Origin of the sequence: Citrobacter sp. 506, assembly GCF_050434985.1 — a bacterium.
Taxonomy (GTDB): Bacteria; Pseudomonadota; Gammaproteobacteria; order Enterobacterales; family Enterobacteriaceae; genus Citrobacter; species Citrobacter braakii.
On the sequence record NZ_JBNDJN010000001.1, the window covers coordinates 886421 to 905128 of the forward strand.

An 18708-nucleotide genomic window follows, 5' to 3' on the forward strand; every position below is an offset into this window, starting at 1 on the left:
AAATGACAAATATGCCTTCCTCCCGCGGCAAAAACGCAGCCTGGCTGATCGCGGGGATCCTGATGATTGCCACCACGCTGCGCGTCACCTTTACCGGAGCCGCCCCGTTGCTGGATGCAATTCGCACCGACTACGGCCTGAGTACCGCCCAGACGGGACTTCTGACCACCCTGCCGCTGCTGGCCTTCGCACTGGTATCGCCTCTGGCCGCCGCCGTTGCACGCCGTTGGGGTATCGAACGCAGCCTGTTTGCCGCAATGCTACTGATTTGCTCAGGTATTGCGATACGTTCGCTGCCCACGCCAGGTTTCCTGTTTAGCGGCACCGCTATCATTGGTTGCGGAATCGCGCTGGGAAATGTGCTGTTACCTGGGCTGATCAAGCGTGATTTTGCTCAGCATGTGGCAAAACTCACTGGCGCATACTCGCTGACTATGGGCGCAGCGGCGGCACTGGGTTCAGCTATTGTGGTTCCGCTGGCGCTGAGCGGGTTTGGCTGGCGCGGTGCGCTGATGGTACTGATGGTCTTTCCGCTGCTGGCGCTGATTATCTGGTTACCCCAATGTCGCCAGACGGCCAATGCCAGTTTGAGCAACTCGCGCGCTTTGCATTCCCGCGCGATCTGGCGCTCGAGCCTCGCCTGGCAGGTGACGCTGTTTCTCGGGATCAATTCACTTATCTACTACGTGATCATTGGCTGGCTACCCGCCATTTTAATCAGCCACGGCTACAGCGAAGCGCAGGCCGGTTCGTTGCATGGTTTACTGCAACTGGCAACCGCCGCGCCGGGGTTATTGATCCCTCTCGTCCTGAACAGATTTAAGGATCAGCGCGCCATCGCCGCACTGGTTTCGTTAATGTGCGCCATCGGCGCAGCGGGATTCGCGGTAATGCCCGGGCAGGCTTTGCTGTGGACCATACTGTTTGGCTTTGGCTCAGGCGCTACGATGCTCCTTGGTTTGACCTTTATTGGCCTGCGCGCAAGCTCAGCGCATCAGGCCGCGGCCCTGTCCGGCATGGCACAATCCGTCGGGTATTTACTGGCCGCCTGTGGGCCACCGCTGATGGGTAAGATTCACGACCTCAATGGTAGCTGGCTGATTCCATTAGCTGGGGTCGCCGTGTTAGCGATACTGATGGCAGTGTTTGGTCTGTGCGCGGGGCGTAATCGGGAGATCGCAAGCGCATAAAGCAGCGGGCAGGTTTGAGAACAACCTGCCCGTTTTTTATCCTCGCGCAGCGCGCAGCATTGCCTGAACTAACGGCACGGGTTTTCCCGCCAGCGCTCCACGTTCATGCTGAAAGAGTGTGCCGACAAAAAAAGGATGCGTCACCAGCTCAATGGCACGGATATCACCAGCCTCATCCCAGCCAGTCACACGAAGATCACCGCTCTCAAGCTCGGCGGCAAAATCTTCCGATACGCCATAGTTGCAGTGATACCCCTCGGAGATAACACCCCGTCCGTAGGCTTTGGCAATCAGCGTATTGGCCCTCAGTTCAATATCATCCGTTTTTTCTACCAGCGAGCAGGTCAACGGTGCGATGACCATCCGCCCCGTGGTATCCGTTTCCGCATGGGCAGCATCACTCCAGCCCAGCACGTTGCGGGCATACTCCAGAATCGCATGTTGAAAACCGCCACAGGTCCCGAGGAATGGGATGCTGTTTTCACGCGCGTAGCGTATCGCGATCAGTGCGCCTTTCAGGTGCCGATATGGACTGCCAGGAACGACCCAAATAGCATCATAGCCAATCAGATCTTCACTGCTGCTAATATCAGAGGTGGTTAGCCAGTCATAATCAGCCACTAATTCCAGGACGGCAGCGGCATCATCGATAGCAAGAGGAATGGCCTGATGCGCCACAATATCAGGGCTGTAATCACCCACCAGCGCAATGCGAAGCGTATCTTTAAACGGGGAAATTTCCATTAAGCTTTCCTTATGTCCAGACAATGAGGGACAATATAAGGAGCCTCAGCCTACCGATTTTTTGTTGGTATCACAATCCCTTAAATTGGGAGTCAGGACGGGCAGAATGTTACAATTGTCACGTTTTACGATCTTATTTAACCGTAATAAAGGTGTTGAAATAGATCAAAGCAGTGGATTAATGGAGCGGATGAAAAGATGAAAATTCAATGTAAACGCGTATATGACCCAGCAGAAAAAAATGATGGTTATCGCGTACTGGTCGACAGGTTGTGGCCTCGCGGGGTAAAAAAGACCGACCTTATTTTTAACGAATGGAATAAAGCGCTTACGCCGTCATCTGATTTACGCAAGGCGTTCCACGCAGAATTGATTGATTTCACACACTTTTCCGAGCAATATCGCGCTGAACTCGCCCTACAGCAGCAGGAAGGAAAGCGTCTCGCAGAGATTGCCCGACAGCAAACCTTAACGCTACTGTATGCGGCGAAAAACACCCAGCAAAACCACGCGCTGGTGCTGGCTGAATGGATACGTCAATGCTAACAGGATTTCATTTGCCCGTTGTCGGATGATCTCTGCGCCAGAGCGCCCATTCATCAATCACTTCCCCGCCCGGTAATTTGCAGTCCGACCTTACGCCTTGCGGGGTCTGCACAGCAATCAGCGAGCCGCCCTTTTGTTCGCAATATACCGATGCCGGATTCGCCAGACCAATCTTCGGCGGTTTGGGGGCTTCGGGCTGAGTGGTACATCCCGCTAACACCAACAAGCCGGGCAAAATAATAGACGCCAGTTTCATATCGACTCCTGTTAAAAACCTTATCCCGGCAGGTTACCCCGACTTTCCATCTATCTCCATGTTTTACTGTCAGCTTTCAATTTAATGTTTAAGTTTTGAGCGGGATGGCGTGTTTCATCTTTCATCTTGATGTTCTATCATGCGGGCCACGTTAGCCCAGTCATTACTCAGGAGCATTTACACCTCATGTCGGACATGATCCTTGCCAGAGTCTCACAATCCTTAGCCACGGAGCAGTCAGTTGAGAGCCTGGTTCGGCAACTTCTGGAGATGCTGGAAGTGGTGACTGAGATGGAATCCACCTATTTAACTAAGGTCGATTTAGATGCCCGCCTGCAGCATATTTTGTATGCGCGCAATAGCAAGCAGATGCAGATCCCTGAAGGGCTGTCCGTACCCTGGGATGAGACGCTATGCAAACGCGCCATAGACGAAAACTGTCTGTACAGCGACAACGTCCCCGCTCGCTGGCCGGAGTGTACCGCCGCCCGCGCGCTGGAGATAACCACTTTCCTGAGCACGCCGGTTCATCTTCCCGACGGAACGTTTTACGGTACGCTCTGCGCCACCAGTCGCCACCAGCACGCATTAAGCCAACGTGGCGAGCAGGTGTTACATCTGTTTGCGGGCCTGATCGCCCAGTCAATTCAAAAAGAGTCGCTGGTTGCTCAGTTACGCGAAGCGAATGCCGCGCTGATTGCGCACTCTTACACCGATGCCCTGACCGGATTACCGAATCGGCGCGCCATTTTTGAAAATGTTGAGACTCTTTTTTCCCTTGCCCGACATCTCAGGCAGAAGATTATTTTTGCCTATATTGATTTGGATGATTTCAAATTGATCAATGACCGCTTTGGCCACGAGGTTGGCGACCAGTTTCTGATCCAGATTGGTCAGCGTCTGCTTCGCGAATGCGGTGACAATGATATCCTTGGCCGACTGGGTGGTGACGAATTTTTAGTCGTGAGCCTGTCACCGGAAGATGACAGGGATCCGCGAGACCGCCTGCAGCAGGTGAAAAATCAGCTACAACAGCAAATTTGTGGTGACTACCACCTGGGTGACATTCATCTATTTTATCCTGGCGCCAGTCTGGGCGTGGTGGAAATTAATCCGTTGGAGACTGATGTAAACTGCGCGCTTCACCTCGCAGACAGCGCAATGTACAAGGATAAAAAGCGTCAGGATAAAACCACTTTTGTCGTACATTAAGCCCTGCTATGCTAACCCGTCTTTAAATAACTCTGGCAGATAATCGTATGCGACTCGGTATTATTTTCCCCGTCATCATTTTCATTTCCGCTGTCGTTTTCTTATCCTGGTTTTTTATTGGCGGCTACGCTGCGCCGGGAGCATAACGATGAAAAAAACAACGCTTATTATGATTGGCGTGGCTATCATCGTCGTTCTGGGAACAGAATTCGGCTGGTGGTGACCTAAGAAAAAGGCCACATATTAGTGGCCTCTATTGTCTGTATGTTTACTTAGCTTTTGATTTTTCTGTAGATAAACAACACCACAATCGCACCGATCACCGCCACGGCGAAACTGCCGAAGTTGAAACCATCGACTTTACCAAAACCAAAGAAGGTGCTGATCCAGCCACCCACTACCGCACCGACAACCCCTAAGATAATGGTCATAAAGAATCCGCCGCCATCTTTACCCGGCATAATCCATTTTGCCAAAATCCCAGCAATAAGACCGAAAACCACCCATGAAATAATGCCCATAATTTCCCTCACTTATGTTTTTAAATTAACAATTCACTCGTCGTATAAAAGCATAGCATAGCGCTGAAAAATTAAAATTTGTGATCGCTATCACTTCTGTTTTTCATCTTTTTCTGATGTTTCATAAGGTTACACCGCTGACCGGCAGACTAATTTTGTCGCGCCTCGTCATTAATGTCGAATCGTCAGTCATTCTGCTTAACGCTTTGGCCGCCAGCCCCTGCTATTGCTGGGTTTTCACTTCTGGCACACTTTATGCTTAAACAGCCCGTCACTACGACACATCGTAGTCCGCGATACGTATCGCGTGACTGCGTCTACAATTCGCGCTATTTCAGCATTTAACAGGTCTGTTATTGATGAAAAAAATCACCAGTGTATGCCCATACTGTGGGGCCGGGTGCAAGCTCAAGCTTGTTGTTGAGAATAACAAAATCATCCGCGCTGAGGCCGCAGAGGGTGTAACGAACCAAAATCAGTTATGCCTGAAAGGCTATTATGGTTGGGACTTTCTTAACGACACACGCCTTCTGACTCCCCGTCTGACTCGCCCGATGATCCGTTATGAAAAAGGTGGAAAATTCACTCCCGTTAGCTGGGATGACGCCATTCGTTACACCGCAAAACGCTTAACTGAAATCAAAAATACCTATGGCCCTCGTGCCATCATGACCACCGGATCTTCCCGTGGAACTGGAAATGAGACCAACTACGTGATGCAAAAATTCGCACGTGGCGTGCTCCATACCAACAATGTCGATTGCTGTGCCCGCGTCTGTCACGGCCCTTCCGTGGCCGGGTTACAGGAAACGTTAGGCAATGGCGCCATGAGCAATTCCATCAGCGACATTGAAAACTCAAAATGCCTGCTGATCTTTGGTTATAACTGTGCCGATTCACACCCAATTGTGGCCCGCCGGGTAATTAAAGCTCGCCAGAACGGCGCAAAAATCATTGTCTGCGACCCACGCCGGATTGAAACTGCCCGTATCGCTGACCAACATTTGCAGTTGAAAAACGGTTGCAATATGGCGCTGGTCAACGCGTTTGGCCATGTTCTCATCGAGGAGCAACTCTACGATCGCGAGTATGTACAAAAGCATGCGGAAGGACTGGAAACATACTGGGAAACCGTTAAGGAGTATGCGCCTGAAGACGTTGAACATTTAACCGGTGTTCCCGCACAGCAGGTTCGTCAGGCGATGCGTACATTTGCTGCGGCGCCATCGGCCACCGTGATGTGGGGGATGGGCGTCACCCAGTTTGGTCAGGCCGTTGACGTGGTTCGTGGTTTGTCGAGCCTGGCCTTGCTGACCGGAAATCTGGGACGCCCTAACGTCGGTGTTGGCCCGGTGCGCGGGCAAAATAACGTGCAGGGCGCGTGCGATATGGGGGTGCTACCTAACCAGTTTCCAGGGTATCAGGACGTAACCGATTTCGCCGTCAGGGAGAAATTTGCCACCGCATGGGGCATTGACGTTAATCAGATGGATGACAAGGTTGGGACCCGCATCACCGAAGTTCCGCATCTGGCTATCGAAGGCAAAATCAAAGCCTACTACATCATGGGAGAAGATCCGCTGCAAACCGAGGCCGATTTGGGTCTGGTCCGCGAAGGATTTAACGCGCTCGATTTTATCGTCGTGCAGGATATCTTCATGACCAAGACGGCGGAAATGGCCGATGTCCTCCTGCCAGCCACCTCATGGGGCGAACACGGTGGCGTCTTTACCTGCGCCGATCGCGGTTTCCAGCGTTTTGAGAAAGCGATTGAACCCACTGGTGATGTAAAGCGTGACTGGGAGATTATCAGCCTGCTGGCCAGCGAAATGGGCTATCCAATGCAGTATCAAAATAACCAGCAAATCTGGGATGAGATGCGCGAGCTGTGTCCACTGTTCTACGGCGTGACCTATGAGAAAATGGGTGAGATGGGTCATGTTCAGTGGCCATGTCCGGATCTTGATAGTCCTGGTACGCCCTACCTTTACGCGCACAGCCAGTTCGATACCGCCAATGGCAAAGGCAAACTGTTTGCCGCACCGTGGCGAGCGCCTGCAGAAGTTCCTGATGAACAATATCCGCTGGTGCTGTGTACCGTGCGTGAGGTTGGGCACTACTCCTGCCGTTCGATGACCGGCAACTGCGCAGCGTTGCAAGCACTGGCAGACGAGCCTGGGTATGTGCAAATCAATACCCATGATGCTGAAAAATTGGGTATTCGTCATCGCGATCTGGTATGGGTCAGCTCGCGCCGCGGTAAGGTTATCAGCCGCGCGGATGTCTCCGAGCGCATCAATGCCGGAACGGTCTATATGACCTATCAATGGTGGATTGGCGCGTGTAACGAGTTAACCCAGGACAATCTCGATCCTATTTCGAAAACGCCGGAAACCAAATATTGCGCCGTAAATATTGAACACATTACCGATCAGGGGTGGGCAGAAAAATATGCCGCACAAACGTATAGCGACATGAAGTCACGTCTGTGTGAGGCTATTGCGTAAGTCACCGCCATCATCGCCTGAGTCTGGCTTTCCAGACTCAGGCCTTATCTCATGACTTCGCCAGCTGTGGTTCACTGAAGCGGATGGATGCAGCTTCCTCCTGCTTATCCCGCCGCATAAAGCCGAGGTTCATCAGAAACAATCCCGCCATAAACGGTAGTTCGTACAGTTCTTCAATCAGATCGCCATACTGAGCATTGTGCAGAAAGATGGGAGCCAGCAGACGATGATGCTCTACCGTATCGGAGATCAAAAATGCACAGGTGGTGATCGCTAACAGCCACAGAGGTAGCGGTTCATTGCGCAAGCGACGGGCAATATCCTGGCGTAAGCGCTTCGAAATCAGCACTGGCAGAATAATCATGGCAATCAATACCACTGAGATAGCCCGGAACAGGAGTTTAGGATGCTCAGGAAAATAATCGCGGCCCCAACTTGTGCTTCGGCCCAGTAATACCAGCCACCACGCTGCCGCCCAAAGCCAAAATTGCTTCTCGCCTTCGGGACGTGATAAGGGCCTGATGTAACTGAGTGTAAATATGGCACCAAACAGCAGCCATAGCGCCTGGCCATTTTCAATCCAGCTGACGACAGTACCGTTGAGTAGCGGGAGATGCCAGTTCGCGGCGAACGGGATCGCCACGATGGCTAATCCGAGAATGATTGTGGGTAATGTAAGTCGGGTATTGAGTTTCATAAGCGCGATGTTCTGTTTTATATCTGTTTCGCGATCATAACCCCTGTGAATGATCAACTATTAGCAATCAATGCGAATCTCTTAAGGTATTCTTAAGGAATCCTTGCAGGATATTTCCCTGTTTCGCCCAGATAAAAAAACGCACTGCGCCGTCAAAGCGCAGTGCAGTTTTTAGATTAAAAACTAATATATTCAATCAGTAGCAGTGACTAATGCCTACCACCCGCAGACTTCGTGCTCATTTTCGGTATCGTACGAACGCACGGTATTGACCAGATCTTTGACCACTTCAGCTGCCACATCCGGCACCAGTAATGTCATTGGCGCCTCTGTTTCATAATCAACAGAAACACCGTTGCTGTTATTGGTCACGGTTACGGTATAGGTTGCTTTACCCATGATTTACTCCTTGCCGGTGCGCACGACTTTTCGTTGATTTGCACTCTCCATCAGAACTTCCGGGGCGACGAAAAAATCGATATTAAAGTAAGTGTCGTCGGTCATCACTTCGATGTTATGCCATTTTTCCGGTGGAAAAACGCCAAACTGACCGGCTTCAATAATCATCACCTCTACTGGCTCCGTACTGTGTTCGTCTGCGTATCCGAGATATTTGACCGCCCCCTGCATAACCGAAAGTCGAGGATAAACCCCGGCTCGGGTCCCTTTATCAAGGTGGCGTTCGAAAATTCCGGCAGGCGCCGTTTCTTTGTTCCAGAATGGCGTAGAGCGTGTATGGATATGATTCTGTGGAATTTGAAGCATTTTTCTTCCCTTTTCCAGTCGACAACCAGCGAGTCATATTGAACCGCTGCTGTACACAGGGTACGCCTCAAAATATACATTTAAAATACCATTTATTGGTTATAACCCTACGATTATAAATGAAAAGAAGAGCGCAATATTAAAGGCCCGCCGCAATCAGCGGGCCGATGGCATCACGATTGAAGCGTGGCCAGACGGGCGGCAAAACCAACGAAAATCAGGCCGATAAGGGAATTCCCCACTTTCGCCAGTTTCTTCTTCGTACGGATATATTGCGTCACAAACGCGCCGGAGAAAATAAGGAAGCTCAAATAGAAAAAGCTCACTATCTCAAGCGTAATAGCCAGAATAAAGAATGACAGCCCTGAATGCGGCGCATTGACATCAATAAACTGCACGAAGAATGACACATAAAACAGAATAGCTTTGGGATTGGTCAGGCTCAGGATTAATGCGCGCTTAAAAATAGCACCAAACGGGACTTCCTCGGGCACGGCGTCGCTTGCTTTCGATTTCAGTGTTGCATACAGGATCTTCGCGCCAAGATAGAGTAAATAGAAAGCGCCAAGATAACGAACGATATTGAACAAAACGGGCGTTGTTTTAATCAATGCAGCAACACCGGCATAGGCCAAAAACATCAACACGGCATCACCAATAAACACACCGCTGGCGGCGAGATAACCCCCCTTTACTCCCCTACCGACGCTGTTCTTCAGCACAAATATCGTATTTGGCCCCGGTACCAGCACGATAAAAATAGCCCCCACCAGATACGTCCAGTAATTCAGAACTCCATACTCTGCGAACACGTTAACCTCTTCCTGAAAAAACACATGCACTTGCTGCGATACAATATGCTAACGAATGCGACAGGTGATGGAAAGAGCAGGTTATTAATTAAAAAAACCCGCCACTGGTGGCGGGTGTGTACAGATAAGGTTAGCCCAGATTAATGGTGCAGCATCTCATCCACTACTTCTTCGCCCTTCAGCTGATAAGGGTAGTAGGTAGGCCAGTTTTCCATCTCCTCAAGCAAGGCAGCCTGCGAGGTATTTCCCATAAAGATATGGAAGTGGCTCGATTTACGCGGCGCGATAATATGATCGCTGAATTGCACGTATTTAGGCGCTTTGCTGTCAGCGGCTTTACACTCAAACAGATACCGTACACCTTTCTTGCCTGATTTATAGTGCAAGATTTTATACCCGGCATAATCGTATTTGCACGATGCGACCTGATTACCGGTGTGAAATTCCATCACGCCATCTTCGATGCCGATGGTGTCTACATTGGTTGCATAGCCTGTACGGTAATAAGCTTTAATTTGTTCTGCCGTTTTGCTTTTATCTTTCTCCGCTTTCTTTTTGAAAACCGGATCAAGTTCGCCACTGACCAGATACGGATAGACAGATTGCCACATGCCATCCCAGTCGGACAGCGCCCGGTTCTGCACCTGGTTATCATCAAATACCCCTTCCGACGCCTTTTGTTCTGCTTCACTCATCGGCGCACCATGGGAATGATGACCATGGGCCAAAACCTGCCCACTGACCAAAAGCATCCCCAGAGCGATTGTCAGTTTGTTAAAACGAATAGCCAAAATTTCACCCTCAAATCGTTTGCGAGTGAATTGTTATAATATAACGTAACAGTTTAATCAATAGACATTACTGCACGTTATTGCCTCACGCTTCAATGAGTTTTCTGGAGCAAATCTGCTCAAGCAGAGCCTGCTGATGGCTGATAATGAGCATACCTAATGGCCGACGCTGGCACTCTTCAAGCAGCAATACCCAGATATCTTTTTGAATGGAAGGATCGAGCTGGGCGGTAATTTCATCGGCAATAAGAAAACGTGTCCGCGGATCCAGCGCGCGAAGTAAAGCAATTCGCGCCAGTTCACCGCCAGAAAGCTGTCCGGGACGGCGGGTTAACCACTCAGGGTTGATGTGAAGACGGGTAAGCAGTTCAGCATCAGGTCGCCAGGCATCATAAACCGCATCGCCGGTGCTGCGCCGCGGATTAAAGGTTAATTCCGGATGCTGTGGCACCAGTTGCACCGGGCAATACTGGTGCATTGGCAGCGGTTGGTCATCAACCAGAATGTCACCCGAGGTCGGTTTTTGCCAGCCCGCCAGTACGCGTCCCAGCGTTGTTTTGCCGGTTCCGCTGGGTGCACAAACCCCAATGCGTTCTCCGGGGCGCAGAGAGAAGTTCAGATTTTGCCAAAGCACCTTTCCTCCCTGACAAATCGTCACTTCACGACAGCACAGCATCGCGCTCTCCAAAAAGTTGATTTCTTTCAGGCAGGGCCCGCCATTGGCGTTGCAGATGCTCGCTGATCTCTCCGCGTAACAGCTGTTCCCGGCTGACGTTATCCGACACCCTTCCCTGGTGCAGCGCGACAATGCGGTCCGCGTGGCGAGCGGCAAGCGTGAGGTCGTGCGTTACCCATAAAACGCCAGCCCCTTGCTCACATTGCTCACGTAGCTGTTCAAGCAGTTGATTAGCCAGCGGTGCATCAAGCCAGGCGGTAATTTCATCCGCCAGAATATAGCGAGCCTGACTCAGCGACGCGTGACAGGCCAGAACACGTTTCGCCATCCCCCCTGAAAGCTGGCGTGGGAAGGCATCTAATACGCGACTTTCTAGTTGGCTACGCTGGAGCAATCGTTCAATTTTTCCGGCATTCCAGGCCTGGCCAGAGAGCTGACTTGCCCTGCGCAGATGCTTTTCAATCGAGAGCAGCGGGTTAAGCGCCTGAACACCTTGCGGGACATAGCTGAAAGTATTGCCACGACATTTGCGAATATCATCACTGTCCAGCGTTTTCCCCTCCAGGGTGATGGAGCCGTTGAAGCGCAAATTGTCCGGTAAGAGATCAAGCAGACATTGCAGCAACAGGCTTTTACCTTCCCCACTTCCCCCGACTAACGCCACCATCTGACCTGGCGCTACGTCGAAAGAGATATCCTGCAACAGCGAAGACCAGTTTCTCGCGCCGTACCAGCGATAACGCGCCACGTCCAGCGAGACCTGTCTTAAACTCAACATGCGTCACCTCGTAACCATAAACGATGCACTGCCCTTGCGAGCTGATCGAATAACATAACCAGACTGAATAGCATCAGCCCAGGAAACAGCACTAACCACCAGTCTCCATGACTGATAAACCTCAGCGCATCAGCCAGCAACAGGCCCAGCGATGGTTCATGCGGCGCCAGCCCAAAACCGAGGAAGCTCAACGCCGCGCTGTGCAACACCGCGTGGGGAAACATCAGCAAGGTTCCCGTTAACCACTGGGGTAACAATGCCGGGAGATAGTGAAGCCGCCAGCAGTAAAAATGTCCGTGTCCCAGACGCCAGGTTAACGTCAGATAGTCACTGTGGGCCACGCGCTGCGCTTCGGCACGCAGGATTAGCGCCAGACGCGGCCAGTGGGTCAACGCAACCGCCATAATCACCCCATTTTTTCCGCCACCCAGCGTGAAACAGATCAATATGAGCAACAGCAGATGCGGCATTGACAGCATGGCATCGGTAATCAGACGCATTAGTACATCCAGACGCGGATGTATACGTGAAACCGCCGCCATCAGTAATGCGATGAAGCCGCTGCACAACGCCGCGCCAATACCAATTTGCAGACTGGTTAACGCGCCCTGAAAGCAACGAATCCACAGATCGCGACCGAGGTTATCGGTGCCAAACCAATACAGCGCATCAGGCGGTAAATGACGGGCAAGCAGATTAACGCTCAATGGGGTTTCCAGCGTCGCGGCGCCATACACCGCAATGCCTAACAGGCAGCTAAAAGAGAGCAGAAGACGAATCAGCGTCGGCGTCGGATTATAGAGCATCAGGTCGCTCCAGAGCACGGTTCAACACATGGACAAGCCAGGTAGACAGCGAGTTGCCAATGAACACTAACACGGTACTGAACAACACAATCCCCATCAGTAACGGCAGATCGCCGCGTAATCCGGCATCAATAGTGGCCTGTCCCAGTCCCGGATAAGCAAAAACTTTTTCCGCCAGCAGTGCGCCGCCCAGCAGTTCTCCCAACGAGGCGAACTGCAGGCACAGCGCGGGCGTAATAGCGTGGCGCAGAACCTGATGACGCAACAGCGACCAGCCTTTATCTCCCTGCGAACGCGCAAAACGGACAAAATCGCTTTTCATCACGCTGGCGATACTTTCCCGCGTATGAAGTGTAATTTGGCCAAGTCCCAATAAACTTAGCGCGCAAACGGGCAGCACTAAATGGCGCAGACGCTCAGCCAGCGTAGCCATATCGCCACTGTTGCCCGGCTCCCACGCGCAGCAGACCGGAAATACCGGCCAGCGCACGGCAAATAACGCCAGCAGCAGCATGCCAATCCAGAAGGTCGGCAACGACGAAAGCAGATAGCTGAGTCGACAGATTGCTTTATCCGGCCAGCGATTCAGATAACGACCCGCGACAAACCCCATTGCCGTTCCCAGTATGCCGGAGAGCAGCCACGCGCCGCCAAGCAAGGCAAACGAAGTCGCAAAGCGCTCCTTGATTACGCTGGCAACCGGTGCATTAAACAACATTGAGTAGCCGAGATCGCCCTGCAATACACGTATAAACCAGTGACCAAAACGCTCCCATAACGGCTGGTCTAATCCCCAGCGAGCAGCGATACGCGCATATTGTTCCGGCGGCACGTGCAGGAGATCGTTGCCGATATAGGCGCGAATCGGATCGACAGGAGAAAAGCTGAGCAGCATAAAAGTGCCAGCCGCAACCAGCACTAATAACACTATCAGCCGTAGAAAATGGCCTACAACAGACTTCATCAACGGCAGGTCCAGGTCCATTCATCCAGATTATTGAGCAGGGACCAGCTACCGTGGATCTCCGGCGCGCCTTTGCCTAAGTCAATACACGGATTTGCCAGATAAGTGTGCTGAATGTTCAGCAGCCATGCCCAGGCGGCATCGCCCTGCACCCCAGCCCCTTGCTTGCCATCCCACTCCACCTGTTGCCAGAAAGGCAACGCTTTTTGCCAGTCCGGAGCATCAATGGCTTGTTTAAGATGTTGTTCAACGACGGGATTGCTGTAATAGCCTGGATTGTAGTATTCCACGCCCGCGGCCTGATTGCTGTAGTGATGGAAAAGTTCCATCGGATCCAGGCTTCCCCAGCCAAACAGCGTCGGGTTCGCATGCATATGCCGCTCAACGGTTTCCCAGCTTCCGGATTGCAGCGAGACCTGAATACCCACGGGCTCCAGCATCGCACGTACGGCCTCGGCTAAATCCCGGCGCGTACTGTCACCGCTGGCGTACCACAGAGTCAGGCGAGCCTCTTTACCGTCTTTCACGCGTACGCCATCTTTCCCCACCTTCCAGCCGGCTTCTTCCAGAATCATCCGTGCTTTTTCGCTGTCGCCATCTTTGAACGCAACTGACTGTCCCTGCCATGGCAGGCCCTGAACCGCGCTATACGCCGGAATCGCATGACCTTCCATGACCTGATCGGCAAGTTGTTTACGATCGATGGCGTAGTTGATGGCGCGTCTGATGGCGATATCAGCCGTGATATCGTTACCGATCGGATAACCATTGGCGTCTTTTTTACCCGCTGGAACCATCGGGAACACAATGCCACGGTTTTCCACGCTGTCGCGTACCCACAGCTTCAAATTCTGCTGTTGAGGGGCAACCGCCATCGAAGGCGCAATACGCACGAGTCCCAGTTGACCACTGCGCGCTGCGGCATAAGCGTTATCTTCATCAAGGAAGACAAACACCAGCTTACTGAAATCATTTTTCTTACCGGCATACCAGGGGTTCGCCTCCACGATCAGCTGCTGCCCCGGCTGAAAACTCACCAACCGATAAGGGCCCGCGCCAATCGGATTTTTGGCGAATGTTTTTTCGTCATACCGTTTTTCGGGAACAATACCCAAAGAGCCCAGCACGTTCACAAAGGTGCTCTGCGGGCTGCGCAGCGTGATTTCTACCGTGCGGTTATCTTTCAGGCTGGCATGAGTAAAGTTACCCATGTCGATTTTGCCGCCGCTCTTTGCGGCTTTATTATAGGTGAACACCACATCTTCAGCGGTTAGCGGGGAACCATCGGAGAATTTAAGGTCGGGTTTTAACGTCAACGTCCAGGTTTTGCCGTCAGCACTGGTTTCAACTTTTTCCGTTAGCAGGTTACCCCAGCTCATATCTGCGTTTTGTTTTAATAATGGTGCATGCAAAAGCAAATAGCTGCCATGACTCCAGCCCAGCATCGGGTCAAACCCTTCCGTTGGCTCAGGTCCAATTGCCAGCTTCAACGTCTGCCCCTCGCTCACATTTTGCGCGGCGAGAAGTGGTGAGGTTATTGCGAGAGTCAATGCGCACGTAAGCAGTGCCAGCTTGCCTTTAATCATTATGTTATCCAGATTTGCGTTATTTTTATGCCGCTCAACGATTCATTGCCGTTAAACGGTCTCCTGGGGAAGGGATTATGGCGGACTGAAATGACGAAAAAAATGATGCGGCGCAGAAAAGTATGACGATTTTCTAAAATTATCATACTTTTTTCTGATACTCCTAATTGAGTACCCTCTGAATCACAGAAAATAGATTAAATGTTAGCCATTCAATTAATGGCAAATTAATTACAACCTAATGATTACAAATACTAATTATTGGTCATTTCCGCTATTTACTTAGCTAAAACTAATGACAATTTATGTATATTTATTCAAGAAAAACACCAGAAGTGATAAGTTATGTAAACATATAATGATAATTATTTTTATTATCATTCCCATCAATTATCTTACTTCCTTTGAATTTTTAACAAAGGAAGTTTGACTATGCGTTTAAAACCTGTTGCTTCTGTTGTTCTGTCCTGTTTAGGATTTTCCAGTCCCCTGGCCTTTGCTGAAGATGTTATGGTGGTAACCGCTTCCGGTTACGAAAAGAAAATCACCAACGCTGCCGCCAGCGTCTCCGTTATTTCACAGCAAGAGTTACAAACCAATAAATATAATGATTTAGGCGAAGCCTTGCGTTCTGTTGAAGGGGTGGATGTTGAAAGCAGCACCGGTAAAACCGGTGGTCTGGAGATCAGCATTCGTGGCATGCCCGCCAGTTATACCCTGATCCTGATTGATGGTATTCGTCAAAACGGCAGCAGCGATGTGACGCCAAACGGCTTCTCAGCTATGAATACCAGCTTTATGCCTCCACTGGCGGCAATCGATCATATTGAGGTGATCCGCGGCCCGATGTCGACGCTTTATGGCTCCGACGCAATCGGTGGCGTGGTGAATATCATTACCAAAAAAAGCACCGATAAATGGAGTACATCCATCAATACCGGCGTTAACCTGCAAGAGAGTAATAAATGGGGTAACAGCACGGTCGCCAACTTCTGGTCAAGCGGCCCGTTAATCGCTGGCGTACTGGATATGCAGGTTCGGGGTAGCACCACCCAACGTCAGGGTTCCAGCGTTACCTCCCTGAGCGATACCTCCTCCACCCGCGTACCTTATCCTACCGAGTCAGAAAACTATAACTTCGGCACGCGACTCGACTGGAAAACGAATGAAAGCAATACGCTATGGTTAGATCTCGACTCCGCCAGACAGCGCTATGATAACGATGACGGTCAGTTGGGTAACCTGACGGGGGGTTACGATAAAACGTTGCGCTATGAGCGTAACAAAGTCACCCTCGGCCACGATACCGCCTTAACGTTCGGCACCTGGAAATCCTCCCTCGGCTGGAATGAAACTGAGAACAAAGGACGACAACTGGTCTCCTCCGCACTCACGCCAGAGAACGCAGGCCGGGCCGGTGACGCACGTGAACTGAAGAACACCAACGTCATTCTGGACTCAGTACTGCTGACGCCATTAGGTGATTCGCACCTCTTAACCCTCGGCGGGGAATATTGGGATGCGCGGATGAAAGACGGTGTGGTGCTGGCCAATACCGGCGAAACGTTCCATCAAAAAACGTGGGCGGCCTATGTAGAAGATGAATGGCATATTCTCGACTCGTTGGCCTTAACCGCAGGGACACGCTACGAGCATAACGATGTCTTTGGCGGTCATTTCAGCCCACGAGCGTATATGGTTTGGGACGTATCCGACGAATGGACGCTCAAAGGCGGCGTGACGACAGGTTATAAAGCGCCATCACTGAGCCAGTTACATAACGGGATCAGCGGCGTCACCGCGCAAGGAACCGTGAATACGGTCGGTAATCCGAACCTAAAACCTGAGGAAAGTATCAGCTATGAAACCGGGCTGTATTACGAGAACGACACCGGGCTGAACGCCAACATTACCGGCTTCTATACCGAATACAAAAATAAAATTGTCTCGTATTCTATCGATGATAATACCAACAGCTATACCAACAGCGGCAAGGCAAGGACCGATGGCGTTGAATTTGCCAGCACCTTCCCTCTGTGGTCGGATGTGCTGACTTTATCCCTCAACTACACCTACACCCAGAGCAAGCAAAAAGATGGTGACAATAAAGGCGCGCCGTTAAGCTACACGCCAAAACATATGGCTAACGCTCGCCTGAACTGGCAGGCAACGGAAGATATGAATGCCTGGCTGAGCGCACGTTATCGCGGTAAAGCCCCACGCTTTACCGAAAATTACAACAACCTCAGCGCAGTACAAAAGGCCGTCTATGACGATAAAGGCGCTGATTTAAAAGCCTGGACCGTTCTCGACATGGGGATGTCTTATAAGCTGACCAAAGATCTGACGCTGAATACGGCGGTCAATAACGTGCTGGATAAAGACTTTAGCGAGGTTAAACTTTATCAGGTGGGCCGTAATAGCACCTACGCAGGAGATTACTATCAGACTGCGCAATCCACTACCGGATACGTAAACCCGGGCCGTAACTATTGGGTATCATTAAACTACCAGTTCTGATTTAGTTTTTTCCTACCAGACGGGCTGTCAATGATAGCCCGTCTATCACTGGGTATCATCAAAAGCCTGGCACTGTTCTTTTTGCCAGCCAGCGGGGCTCTAATGTTTTTCACCAGAGATAAAGCGACAAGGAATATTTTCGTCCCCGGCAGAGAAAAATGGCGGAATGAGAGGTAAAGCTGAACTGGGACAGAATAATCTGGGCGAGGCTTTAATCGATAGCTTTAAATAGCCATTATGTTTTATGAGTCACGGAGCAACGGGTGCCCCGTGACAGTCATTAACTTACTTCAAATACTCTCCGCTGCGCAGCGCTTCAATACGTTTATCCAACGGCGGGTGAGTCATAAACAGCTCACTCAACGACTTGGATTTACCGTTGATGCAGAACGCCATCATGCTGGTCGCTTCCTGCGGCTCATAGCTGGTTTTCAGACGCTGCAGCGCGGCGATCATTTTCTCACGCCCCACCAGTTTTGCTGAACCGGCATCCGCATGGAATTCACGATGACGTGAGAACCACATGGTAATAATGCTCGCCAGAATACCAAACACCAGTTCCAGCACCGTCGCCACTGCGAAGTAGATCAATGGGTTGCCGTTACTGCCCTCACCCTCATCGCGGTTTCCGCCCATAAAGCCAGCGGCAATTTGTGCCAGAATACGTGAGATAAAGATAACGAAGGTGTTCACCACACCCTGAATGAGCGTCATGGTAACCATATCGCCATTAGCAATGTGGCTGATTTCATGCGCGATAACGGCTTCGGCTTCGTCCGGGCTCATGTTTTGCAACAGGCCTGTACTCACAGCCACCAGCGAAGCATCCCGGCGCGCACCGGTAGCAAACGCGTTAATATCTGGCGCATGGTAGATTGCAACCTGCGGCATAGCGATCCCAGCCTGGCGAGCCTGATTCGCTACCGTATTCATCAGCCAGCGTTCTCTTTCATTGCGAGGCTGTTCGATCACTTCCCCACCAACGGATTTTAACGCCATCCATTTGGACATCAGCAGCGAAATGAAGGAACCACCAAAACCAAACAGCAGTGCCATGATCAACAAGCCTTGAACGCTGCTTGACTGAATCCCTGTCAGGCTCAATACCAGCCCGAAAACGACCATCACAGCCAGGTTCGTCAGCAGGAAGAGCGCGATTCGCATCATAATTTTCTTTTAACCTCAATTTAACAAAACGCACTATGCGATTACCCATATCGTATGGGTCTTATGGCTATTTTCAAGCATCCATAGGTGCTAAGTCACCAGAAAGACACAACTTTACATTTTATCGTATCACACTGACGTCTTCATGCGTTTGTTAAAAAAACAGGCAC

21 protein-coding genes are annotated in these 18708 nt (G+C 51.0%); 7 read left to right on the forward strand and 14 right to left on the reverse strand.

The window, feature by feature from the left end; genetic code table 11:
• The first annotated feature begins 2 nt into the window (after positions 1 to 2).
• Positions 3 to 1190, forward strand: coding sequence for a CynX/NimT family MFS transporter (locus ABIE10_RS04430; RefSeq protein ID WP_429154845.1), 1188 nt, complete (start codon positions 3 to 5; stop codon positions 1188 to 1190).
• Between the two features lie 36 nt (positions 1191 to 1226).
• On the opposite strand, the gene ABIE10_RS04435 is transcribed toward ABIE10_RS04430, so the two are convergent.
• On the reverse strand, positions 1227 to 1934 hold the full coding sequence (locus ABIE10_RS04435) for a CTP synthase C-terminal region-related (seleno)protein (RefSeq protein ID WP_429154847.1): 708 nt from the start codon (positions 1932 to 1934) through the stop codon (positions 1227 to 1229).
• A gap of 198 nt (positions 1935 to 2132) precedes the next feature.
• On the opposite strand from ABIE10_RS04435, the gene ABIE10_RS04440 reads away from it, so the two are divergent.
• Positions 2133 to 2480, forward strand: coding sequence for a DUF488 domain-containing protein (locus ABIE10_RS04440; RefSeq protein ID WP_016152799.1), 348 nt, complete (start codon positions 2133 to 2135; stop codon positions 2478 to 2480).
• Between the two features lie 7 nt (positions 2481 to 2487).
• On the opposite strand, the gene ABIE10_RS04445 is transcribed toward ABIE10_RS04440, so the two are convergent.
• Positions 2488 to 2736 (reverse strand): putative hemolysin, encoded by a 249-nt coding sequence (locus tag ABIE10_RS04445; protein ID WP_016152798.1) that lies wholly within the window; start codon positions 2734 to 2736, stop codon positions 2488 to 2490.
• A gap of 186 nt (positions 2737 to 2922) precedes the next feature.
• Between ABIE10_RS04445 and ABIE10_RS04450 the strand changes: the two genes are divergently transcribed.
• The 3 genes from ABIE10_RS04450 to yoaJ are packed head-to-tail and all read left to right on the forward strand — an operon-like array spanning position 2923 to position 4171.
• A complete protein-coding gene (locus ABIE10_RS04450) occupies positions 2923 to 3948 on the forward strand; it encodes a sensor domain-containing diguanylate cyclase (RefSeq protein ID WP_131381123.1) in 1026 nt (341 codons plus the stop codon).
• Between the two features lie 47 nt (positions 3949 to 3995).
• The gene (locus ABIE10_RS04455; RefSeq protein ID WP_032941789.1) at positions 3996 to 4094 is read left to right on the forward strand and encodes a YoaK family small membrane protein; all 99 of its coding nucleotides are present in this window, start codon (positions 3996 to 3998) and stop codon (positions 4092 to 4094) included.
• Positions 4095 to 4096: 2 nt separating this feature from the next.
• Positions 4097 to 4171: a protein YoaJ gene (gene yoaJ, locus ABIE10_RS04460; protein ID WP_101700011.1), complete on the forward strand. Its 75-nt coding sequence runs from the start codon at positions 4097 to 4099 to the stop codon at positions 4169 to 4171.
• Between the two features lie 49 nt (positions 4172 to 4220).
• Here yoaJ and ABIE10_RS04465 read toward each other — a convergent pair whose 3' ends face one another.
• Positions 4221 to 4469, reverse strand: coding sequence for a GlsB/YeaQ/YmgE family stress response membrane protein (locus ABIE10_RS04465; protein ID WP_016152796.1), 249 nt, complete (start codon positions 4467 to 4469; stop codon positions 4221 to 4223).
• Between the two features lie 359 nt (positions 4470 to 4828).
• Between ABIE10_RS04465 and fdhF the strand changes: the two genes are divergently transcribed.
• Positions 4829 to 6976 (forward strand): formate dehydrogenase subunit alpha, encoded by a 2148-nt coding sequence (fdhF, locus tag ABIE10_RS04470; RefSeq protein WP_429154851.1) that lies wholly within the window; start codon positions 4829 to 4831, stop codon positions 6974 to 6976.
• A 49-nt stretch (positions 6977 to 7025) separates the two neighbouring features.
• On the opposite strand, the gene ABIE10_RS04475 is transcribed toward fdhF, so the two are convergent.
• The 10 genes from ABIE10_RS04475 to ABIE10_RS04520 all read right to left on the reverse strand — a co-directional run bounded on the left by ABIE10_RS04475 (position 7026) and on the right by ABIE10_RS04520 (position 14851).
• A complete protein-coding gene (locus ABIE10_RS04475; RefSeq protein ID WP_047498949.1) occupies positions 7026 to 7673 on the reverse strand; it encodes a hypothetical protein in 648 nt (215 codons plus the stop codon).
• Positions 7674 to 7889: 216 nt separating this feature from the next.
• Entirely contained in the window at positions 7890 to 8072 is a 183-nt protein-coding gene (locus ABIE10_RS04480; RefSeq protein ID WP_003832433.1) for a DUF1869 domain-containing protein, read from the reverse strand.
• Between the two features lie 3 nt (positions 8073 to 8075).
• Positions 8076 to 8438 carry a DUF1971 domain-containing protein YeaR gene (gene yeaR, locus ABIE10_RS04485; RefSeq protein WP_429154853.1) on the reverse strand — a complete coding sequence of 121 codons (363 nt, stop codon included), beginning with the start codon at positions 8436 to 8438 and terminating at the stop codon, positions 8076 to 8078.
• 173 nt (positions 8439 to 8611) lie between these two features.
• Positions 8612 to 9250: a leucine efflux protein LeuE gene (gene leuE, locus ABIE10_RS04490; RefSeq protein ID WP_141875084.1), complete on the reverse strand. Its 639-nt coding sequence runs from the start codon at positions 9248 to 9250 to the stop codon at positions 8612 to 8614.
• Positions 9251 to 9390: 140 nt separating this feature from the next.
• On the reverse strand, positions 9391 to 10041 hold the full coding sequence (gene zinT, locus ABIE10_RS04495) for a metal-binding protein ZinT (protein ID WP_016152792.1): 651 nt from the start codon (positions 10039 to 10041) through the stop codon (positions 9391 to 9393).
• An 85-nt stretch (positions 10042 to 10126) separates the two neighbouring features.
• On the reverse strand, positions 10127 to 10717 hold the full coding sequence (locus tag ABIE10_RS04500; protein WP_049041643.1) for an ATP-binding cassette domain-containing protein: 591 nt from the start codon (positions 10715 to 10717) through the stop codon (positions 10127 to 10129).
• Complete coding sequence (locus ABIE10_RS04505) at positions 10701 to 11495, reverse strand: ATP-binding cassette domain-containing protein (RefSeq protein ID WP_016152790.1); 795 nt, start codon at positions 11493 to 11495, stop codon at positions 10701 to 10703. The genes ABIE10_RS04500 and ABIE10_RS04505 overlap by 17 nt, the downstream gene beginning before the upstream one ends.
• On the reverse strand, positions 11489 to 12301 hold the full coding sequence (locus ABIE10_RS04510) for an ABC transporter permease (RefSeq protein ID WP_429154856.1): 813 nt from the start codon (positions 12299 to 12301) through the stop codon (positions 11489 to 11491). The genes ABIE10_RS04505 and ABIE10_RS04510 overlap by 7 nt, the downstream gene beginning before the upstream one ends.
• Positions 12291 to 13265 carry an ABC transporter permease gene (locus ABIE10_RS04515; protein ID WP_016156289.1) on the reverse strand — a complete coding sequence of 325 codons (975 nt, stop codon included), beginning with the start codon at positions 13263 to 13265 and terminating at the stop codon, positions 12291 to 12293. Before ABIE10_RS04515 ends, ABIE10_RS04510 begins: the two co-directional genes overlap by 11 nt.
• On the reverse strand, positions 13265 to 14851 hold the full coding sequence (locus ABIE10_RS04520; protein WP_286454744.1) for an ABC transporter substrate-binding protein: 1587 nt from the start codon (positions 14849 to 14851) through the stop codon (positions 13265 to 13267). Before ABIE10_RS04520 ends, ABIE10_RS04515 begins: the two co-directional genes overlap by 1 nt.
• 432 nt (positions 14852 to 15283) lie before the next feature.
• On the opposite strand from ABIE10_RS04520, the gene ABIE10_RS04525 reads away from it, so the two are divergent.
• On the forward strand, positions 15284 to 17371 hold the full coding sequence (locus ABIE10_RS04525; RefSeq protein ID WP_429154858.1) for a TonB-dependent receptor: 2088 nt from the start codon (positions 15284 to 15286) through the stop codon (positions 17369 to 17371).
• Between the two features lie 285 nt (positions 17372 to 17656).
• On the opposite strand, the gene htpX is transcribed toward ABIE10_RS04525, so the two are convergent.
• Positions 17657 to 18538, reverse strand: a complete 882-nt coding sequence (gene htpX / locus ABIE10_RS04530) for a protease HtpX (RefSeq protein WP_003034964.1) — start codon at positions 18536 to 18538, stop codon at positions 17657 to 17659.
• Positions 18539 to 18708: the final 170 nt, after the last annotated feature.